Annotated in this window: 6 protein-coding genes and 1 riboswitch; of the genes, 4 read left to right on the top strand and 2 right to left on the bottom strand. The window is 67.8% G+C overall.

The genetic code is table 11. From position 1 onward, the window contains the following. Positions 1 to 22: 22 nt before the first annotated feature. Together B4L26_RS02700 and B4L26_RS02695 are read right to left on the bottom strand one after the other, a co-directional pair. Complete coding sequence (locus tag B4L26_RS02700; protein ID WP_290715528.1) at positions 23 to 298, bottom strand: Lrp/AsnC family transcriptional regulator; 276 nt, start codon at positions 296 to 298, stop codon at positions 23 to 25. 10 nt (positions 299 to 308) lie between these two features. After that, on the bottom strand, positions 309 to 2,174 hold the full coding sequence (locus tag B4L26_RS02695; protein ID WP_409563425.1) for a DEDD exonuclease domain-containing protein: 1,866 nt from the start codon (positions 2,172 to 2,174) through the stop codon (positions 309 to 311). A 161-nt stretch (positions 2,175 to 2,335) separates the two neighbouring features. On the opposite strand from B4L26_RS02695, the gene B4L26_RS02690 reads away from it, so the two are divergent. The 4 genes from B4L26_RS02690 (at position 2,336) to B4L26_RS02675 (ending at position 6,159) form a co-directional block, all read left to right on the top strand. Further along, positions 2,336 to 2,611 (top strand): hypothetical protein, encoded by a 276-nt coding sequence (locus B4L26_RS02690; protein WP_290715526.1) that lies wholly within the window; start codon positions 2,336 to 2,338, stop codon positions 2,609 to 2,611. A gap of 118 nt (positions 2,612 to 2,729) precedes the next feature. Next, positions 2,730 to 2,900: riboswitch (cyclic di-AMP (ydaO/yuaA leader) on the top strand. 11 nt (positions 2,901 to 2,911) lie between these two features. Continuing rightward, positions 2,912 to 3,646, top strand: a complete 735-nt coding sequence (locus B4L26_RS02685) for a C40 family peptidase (protein WP_290715524.1) — start codon at positions 2,912 to 2,914, stop codon at positions 3,644 to 3,646. A gap of 87 nt (positions 3,647 to 3,733) precedes the next feature. After that, positions 3,734 to 4,783, top strand: coding sequence for a C40 family peptidase (locus B4L26_RS02680; RefSeq protein WP_409563426.1), 1,050 nt, complete (start codon positions 3,734 to 3,736; stop codon positions 4,781 to 4,783). Positions 4,784 to 4,791: 8 nt separating this feature from the next. Continuing rightward, the gene (locus B4L26_RS02675) at positions 4,792 to 6,159 is read left to right on the top strand and encodes a hypothetical protein (RefSeq protein ID WP_290715522.1); all 1,368 of its coding nucleotides are present in this window, start codon (positions 4,792 to 4,794) and stop codon (positions 6,157 to 6,159) included. The last annotated feature ends 12 nt before the right edge of the window (positions 6,160 to 6,171 follow it).

The following is a 6,171-nucleotide window of genomic DNA, read 5'->3' as shown; positions in this document are numbered from 1 at the left end:
TCGCCTACGGCGCTCGAGTCGATTATTCGCCTACGGCGAAGCCAGCCTCGGTGTCGAGACTGGCGTAGCTGCGGAAAGCGATGTGGGTGGTCGACGCTCTCACGCCCTGAAGCCGGTTGATGCGGTTGGTCACGACCTCGGCGATCGCGTCGTGGTCTCGGACGCGAACCTTCGCGATGAGGTCGACGTCGCCGGCACACGAGTAGACCTCCGTGACCCCGTCGATATCGGCCACGGCTTGCGCGGTCTCCGGGATCGAATGAACGTCGGCATTGATCAACACGAATGCGGTCAGCATGGTCTCCACCTTAATGTCCCGCGCGGGTGTTTCCCGTCCGCGCTGAACGGGCGGCCGCGGCCCAGGCGTCCCAGCCGCATGCGCTACCGCGGGGCAATGCGAATCCGTCGGTGGTATCGACAATGCGGGCATCGGTGGCAGTGACCCATCGGTAGACCAGGGCGGCCTCCTCTGCGGGGGTGCCGCGCAGCGGATCGGGCGCGGGTACAACTGTCTGTGCACCGGCTCGCACGGCGTCGACCACCGGCATCGGCGGAGCGCCCGGCCGGGAGACTCCGGCGCCGGCGAGCCGACCGTGGCGCACGACGGCGAACCGCCAACCGCCGGATACACCGGGTCGGGCGACGATCAGCTGCTCGATCGAGCACAGCGCCCGCAGACGCTGCGCGGCTCCTAGGACGCGCACCGTGGCGGCGAGCTCGTCGCGGCGACGGGCCGCGGTCTCGAAGTGCTCGGCAAGGGCGGCGGTGGTCACCGACTCGGCGAGCAAGCGCAGCGCGGCGTCGGACCGGCCGTGTGCGGCATCGAGAGCTGTGCAGACGCGCGGCAGGTAGTCCGACACCGACTCCGGCCGCTCGGTCGCAGCCATACAACCACCCACGGCGTTGTCCGGCCGGCACCAATGGAAGTCATCGCGGGATCCCAGGCGTCCGGTGCACGACCGCAGGCCCGTCGCGCGCGTCAGCGCCTGCGCGACCGTCTGCGCGGTGCTGCGTGGCGAGACGGGTCCGATCGACACGGTCGACCCCACTGAGCCGACCGGTTCCGGCAGAGGTTCGCGCCGCACCGTGAATCGGGGGAACCGCTCTTCGGTCAGGCAAATCCACCACCCGCGTCGAGGCTGGGTGGAGCGACGGTTGTAGGCCGGGTTGTGGGCGGCCAGCAGGCGCAGTTCCCGAACGCCGGCCTCGAGGTCGTGGGCACACACCACGTGGTCGACGTGGGTTGCCAGCGCGACCATCTCGGCGATCCGCGGGCGCGCGTCGCCGGCGAAGTAGGACTGGACCCGGCGGCGCAGGTCGACGGCGGTGCCGACATACAGCACCTCTTGGGAGGGTCCGCGGAAGAGATACACGCCGGGCGCGCGGGGGATGGGGTCGGCCAAACGGCGTTTGGCCCGTTGCGCCGGTGTCGCGCGCGGCAGGTAGTCCAGCAATTCGGCGAAGGTGCCCACCCCGCGGTTCCCGATGCGTTCCAGCAGTGCGTGTAGGACGTCGACGGTCGCACGCGCGTCGTCCAGCGCTCGGTGGGTGGGGGTGGTGGTGGACCCGAACAGTGCGGCCATCGCCGACAGTCGAACCGACGGCGCCTCGTCTCGGGTGAGTACCCGCCTGGCCAATGCAACGGTGCACAGTGTCGCCGGGAAATGGAAGTCGAGACCGTTGCGCCGGGCCGCCGCCGCCAGGAAGCCGAGGTCGAACCGTGAGTTGTGGGCGACAAGGACAGCGCCGCGGGCGAACTCGAGGAACGAGGCGAGCACTTCGCCGATCCGCGGTGCCGCGCTGACCATCGCGGTTGTGATCCCGGTCAAGGTGACGATCTCCGGCGGGATCGGACACCCGGGGTCCACCAGTGTTGCGAACTCGCCCACAACCTCGCCGCCGCAGATCTTGACCGCGCCGATCTCGGTGATCGCGTCACGGTCGGCACTGCCACCGGTGGTCTCGAGGTCGACGACGACGAATGGCGTCGTTGCAAGTGATTGGTGAACCCCGCCCTGGACGACGGCGCACATCTCTGCGAGTTCGGTGACGGTGGGCGGACGACGATGGGAGGCCCTCGGGCCGGCGCTCCGGTTGCCCGGCATGCCCGTGTCGGGCATCCCGGCATCGGCGAACGTGAGCTGCTGCGCTCCGTGGCAGTCGTGTACCAGCATGATACGAACGCTAGTTCGAACCTCGGACATCCCGTTGAGTCATCGCGGGCAGGAGTCGTTGTCAGACGTGGCCGCTAGCGTCCGGGAGGAACCGGAAATCGGGTTCGTGGACGGGCAGACACGCCGACCGCGGACCCTCCAGAAAATGAGAGGTAGATCACATGCGCATCGACTGCGACAGCTGCCCGGGCCGCCCGGTGGCCTGCGACGGCTGCATGATGAACGTCCTGGTGGGTGCGACAAACAGCCCACACGCAGCACAAACACAGGAAACCTCCAGCATTTCCGACCCTCGCGCAGAGCTTGTGACGGCGATCTCGGTGTTTCGAGACGCGATGCTCATCACAATTGCGGAAGAAAAGGCCGCAATTCGGCGCATAACTGCAGGTCAAGATGGGTATCAACAACGATTTCTGTCGGTGGTGCGGGCCGGGTAGTGTCTTCGTTGGCTCTCGACCTCGAACAGGGCTTGCGGAAACGGTGGACTTTGCGCCGCAGTTTTCGTAACCTTTTTGAGACATTGCGGAACGTCACGCTTCACCAGAAGTGGTCCGCGAGAGTCAATCGCTGAGTCGCTCCCCAGGGAGCGAGCCGGGGACCCACCTTGGGGCCGCAAGGCCTCGCCGGGGTGAATCACTGTGCCTGATGCAGCTCTTTCAGGCCTGGTGTAGGGCATCTTCCAGCCCGAACCCGACAGCTAACCCGGTAGGCGTGTGGAGAAATAGGAGACAAGTCTCGTGGCCAAACATCGTTTGGAACAGATCAGTCGCGGCACCAAGGTCGCGAAGGGTGCGGTAGTCACCGGTGCCATCGCGATGGGTTCGATCGCTGCCGGGCAGGCCATGGCCTCGCCCGTCGCCGTTCCGAACCTCGGCAACATCGAGCTCGGCGCCCTCGGCGATCACATCAACTCGCAGAAGCACCACGCTGCGCCCAAGACCAAGACGCTGAAGGTCACCAAGACCAACGGCGAGGCGAAGTCGAAGGACGCGACGAAGCCGGCACCGCCTGCGCCCGCGCAGGTCCGCGTGCCCAACGTCGGCACCTTCGCGCTTCCCGGCATCTCGCAGAACCAGGTCCCCAACGAGTTCCAGCCCAAGGGCAAGGCCGCTCCGGCTCCGGAGCGCCACACCGTTGCGGACAAGGCCGTCCTCAACGCGGAGAGCAAGATCGGTTCGCCGTACTCGTACGGCTCGGCCGGCCCCAACGCGTTCGACTGCTCGGGCCTGGTCTACTGGTCCTACAAGAACGCTGGCAAGACCATCCCGCGCGACAGCTACGGCCAGATGAGCGGTGGCAAGGCGGTTGCGTACAAGGACGCCAAGCCGGGCGACGTGCTGATCTTCAACGGCGGCAGCCACTCGGGCATCTACGTCGGCAACGGCGAGTTCGTGCATTCGCAGAACTACGGCACCCCGGTCAACCGGGCCAAGGTCAAGACCTGGGCCCTGACCGCCGTCCGCCGTTACTGAGTGTTCGAAAACCAGCTCTGAGGTGGGCGGACGTCACGGATTTTCCGGGGCGTCCGCCCTCGCTCGTATCGTGAAGTCGGAAGAAGAATGGGAATCGTGAAGTCTGCGAATTCGGGTCGGAGCCGCGCCGCTGTCGCCGCGGTAGTCGTGATGGTGTCGTCGGTTGCGCTGAGCGCGGTGCCGACGGCGACGGCTGCACCCGCCCGCAACGCGGCCCAACTCGTCGCCGACTACAAGAAGTTGAACGTCGAGGCCGAGCGTTCGGCTGAGGCGATGCACAACGCCACAATCGAGTACAACAAGCAGCGCGACATCGTCGTACGGGCACGCGCGGCAGCAGCAGGGGCTCAGAAGAAGCTGGATTCGACCGCGGGTGAGCAGCAGCGTCTGCAGCACCGCGTGAACGGGATCCTCCGGGCCAGCTACCGCGGAGCTCGCATCAACCGACTCTATTCGCTCCTGGTCAGCGACTCGCCCCAGCAGATGCTCGATCAGATGTCGGCGCTCGACATCATCTCCCATGATGCGACCCGCAACCTGAAGAACCTTGCTCGCGTCCGGGCGGAGGCGGTCCAGGTCAAGGACGACTCGGCCAAGGCATCGGCCGTGGCCAACACGGCCATCGCCAAGGTCGAGAAGACCCGCGGTGTCCTGCAGGCCAAACGCGCCAATCTTGCACTGCAGGCAGTCCAGATCCGTGCGGTGTACCAGTCCATGACCGGCCAGCAACTCGCCGAGCTGCGCGGGCCGAAATTCGACTTCAACCCGGCCCTCGTACCGCCGGGCACGTCACCGGCGCTCGTTGCCGTCCAGGCGGCGCTGTCGCGAGTCGGCGACCCCTACGTGTGGGGCGCAACCGGCCCGAACCAGTTCGACTGCTCGGGTCTGATGGTGTGGGCCTACCGCCAAGCCGGCAAGGGCCTGCCCCGTTCGAGCCAGGCGCAGATGTCGGCCGGCGTCCCGGTGAGCCGCGACCAGCTACAGCCCGGCGACCTGATCATCTACTACCCAGACGCGCACCACGTCGGCATGTACGTCGGTGACGGTTACGTCATCCACGCGTCCACCTTCGGCGTGCCCGTCAAGGTCGTCCCGGTCGACGGGGCCGGCCCCTACCTCTCGGCTCGCCGGGTCTAGCCGCCGACGTGGCGTCGCCGGGCCTGCGCGCGGCCGTGCTGCTCTGCGGCGCGATTCTTCTCTCCGCCTGCGGTGGCCCGACGGCCGACCCGACGACCGGCAGTTCGTCGACGACTGCCACTGACGTCTTCGAGCAGCAACGGACCGACGGCGTGAACACGCTGTTGGAGCGGTTGGATCACGCGCTGCTGCACGGCGGGCCCCGAGACCTCGACGCAATCCTCGACGCATCTGCGCCGCGCGCCTTCCGGGACGGCCTGGTGGTGGCACAGGCCAATCTCTCCTCGGCTGTGCCCCGGCCCGACACCGGCCCGCGCAAGCCGTTGCGCTATCGCGTCTTCGAGCACTTCATCGGCGCGGCCGACGCCGAGGAGCTCGCCCCGGAATCGGTCGCGGCCAAGCTGGCTGAACAGGGCAGTAGCGACAACTGGGTGTCCCCGGTGCGCCTGCGGTTCGCGCTCGGCGGGACCGGGACGCCCGGGCTGGACGAGCCCGATATCGAGATAGACACCCCGTTCGTTGTTGCTCGGTACGACGACGAGTGGCGACTCGTCGGCGACCTGACCCTCATGCGCCGACCTCCGGGCGGGATCGGGCTGTGGAGTTTCGCCGGCGCTCGCGCGACCGATGCGGCGACACTTGGCGGGCAATCGGTTGTCGCGTCGTACCCGGGGACGGAGGGGATCACCGCGCGCGTCGTCGCGATGCTGCCCGATGCGGTCCGTTCGGTCACCGACTTCTGGGGTCCGCGATGGCCGCAACGAGCGCTCGTGATCACCACGGCGTCGACCGAACAGTTCGGTGCCCTGGCGGCCAGCGAGGGGGCAGATGTCTCGGCGGCCGCCGCGGCCACCGTATACACGACCCTGGATGTGCCCAATCACAGCGTTACCGGCCAGCGCATCGTGATGACCCCCGCCGCGCGTGACCTGTCGGATCCACTGCTGGCGGTCGTGCTCCGGCACGAATTGAGCCATGTGGCGGTGCGGTTGGCCACCCGTCCCGACACACCGCAGTGGTTGGCCGAGGGAGTCGCCGAGTACGTCGGGCGCAAGGGCACCTATGCGCGATTCGGTGATGTCGCGCCCGACTTGGCCGCCGCGACGCGCTCTGGGACGGCACCGGCCTGGCCCACCGACGAGGCGTTCGCGGTGGATTCGGCCCGTGCCGCACTGGCCTACCAGGCGGCGTGGTCGGTTGCCGCTTTCGTCGCGCAGCGCTACTCCGAGGACGCGCTGCGCCGGTTGTACCTCGGGGTGGCAGGGGCCGTTGACGACGCGGCCGCAAAGACCGCGGTGCGCGATGCGATCGGCATCCCGGAACCGGAGTTGCAGCGCCAGTGGCAGGCCTGGGTGCGGAAGCAGAGCGGGGGATGACCCGCCCGGCGT

It is taken from the genome of Gordonia sp. UBA7599, from assembly GCA_002477755.1.
Classification (GTDB): Bacteria; Actinomycetota; Actinomycetes; order Mycobacteriales; family Mycobacteriaceae; genus Gordonia.
The sequence above is the reverse complement of the archived record's forward strand: the minus strand, read 5'-3'. Positions and strand labels throughout refer to the sequence as shown.

Excerpts from the sequence above, each read along its gene's own strand:
- B4L26_RS02690 (WP_290715526.1), top strand. The coding sequence starts at position 2,336 with ATGCGCATCGACTGCGACAGCTGCCCGGGCCGCCCGGTGGCCTGCGAC.
- B4L26_RS02700 (WP_290715528.1), bottom strand. The coding sequence starts at position 298 with ATGCTGACCGCATTCGTGTTGATCAATGCCGACGTTCATTCGATCCCG.
- B4L26_RS02680 (WP_409563426.1), top strand. The coding sequence starts at position 3,734 with ATGGGAATCGTGAAGTCTGCGAATTCGGGTCGGAGCCGCGCCGCTGTC.
- B4L26_RS02695 (WP_409563425.1), bottom strand. The coding sequence starts at position 2,174 with ATGCTGGTACACGACTGCCACGGAGCGCAGCAGCTCACGTTCGCCGAT.